The organism is Paracraurococcus lichenis (assembly GCF_030657435.1).
In the GTDB taxonomy this organism is placed as follows: Bacteria; Pseudomonadota; Alphaproteobacteria; order Acetobacterales; family Acetobacteraceae; genus Paracraurococcus; species Paracraurococcus lichenis.
The window spans coordinates 1-382 of sequence record NZ_JAUTWS010000524.1 but is presented as its reverse complement, the minus strand read 5'-3'; the positions used below and the strand labels follow the sequence as shown (position 1 = coordinate 382).

Below are 382 nucleotides of genomic sequence, written 5' to 3'. Positions count from 1 at the left end.
GTCCGTGCTCGAGGCGGAGAATGCGGCCTTGCGGGAGAAGCTGCAGGCGCCGCCAAAGACGCCGAACAACTCTGGCACGCCGCCCTCGCAGGGACGCAAGGCGAATGGCGACGGCAAGCCCAGCGCCAAGTCCAGGGTGCACGCCGGCGCGCATCGGCCGCTGCACCCCAATCCAACGCGTTGCGAAGCGATCCGGATGGAGCACTGCCCACACTGCCGCGCCGACCTGGGGGAGGTGGAGCAGGTGGCAGTGCAGACCTACGACCGTGTCGAGATCCCCGAGATCACCCCGGACGTGACGCGGGTGGTCCTGCACGGCGGCGTCTGCCCCTGCTGCGCCGGGCGCTTCAAGGCAGCCGCGCCGGCCGGCTTGGAGCCGGGT

1 protein-coding gene is annotated in these 382 nt (G+C 71.2%); it reads left to right on the top strand.

Annotated elements, in window-relative coordinates; genetic code table 11:
• A partial coding sequence (locus Q7A36_RS41080) for a hypothetical protein (RefSeq protein ID WP_456306861.1) occupies positions 1 to 382 on the top strand: 382 nt, incomplete at both ends.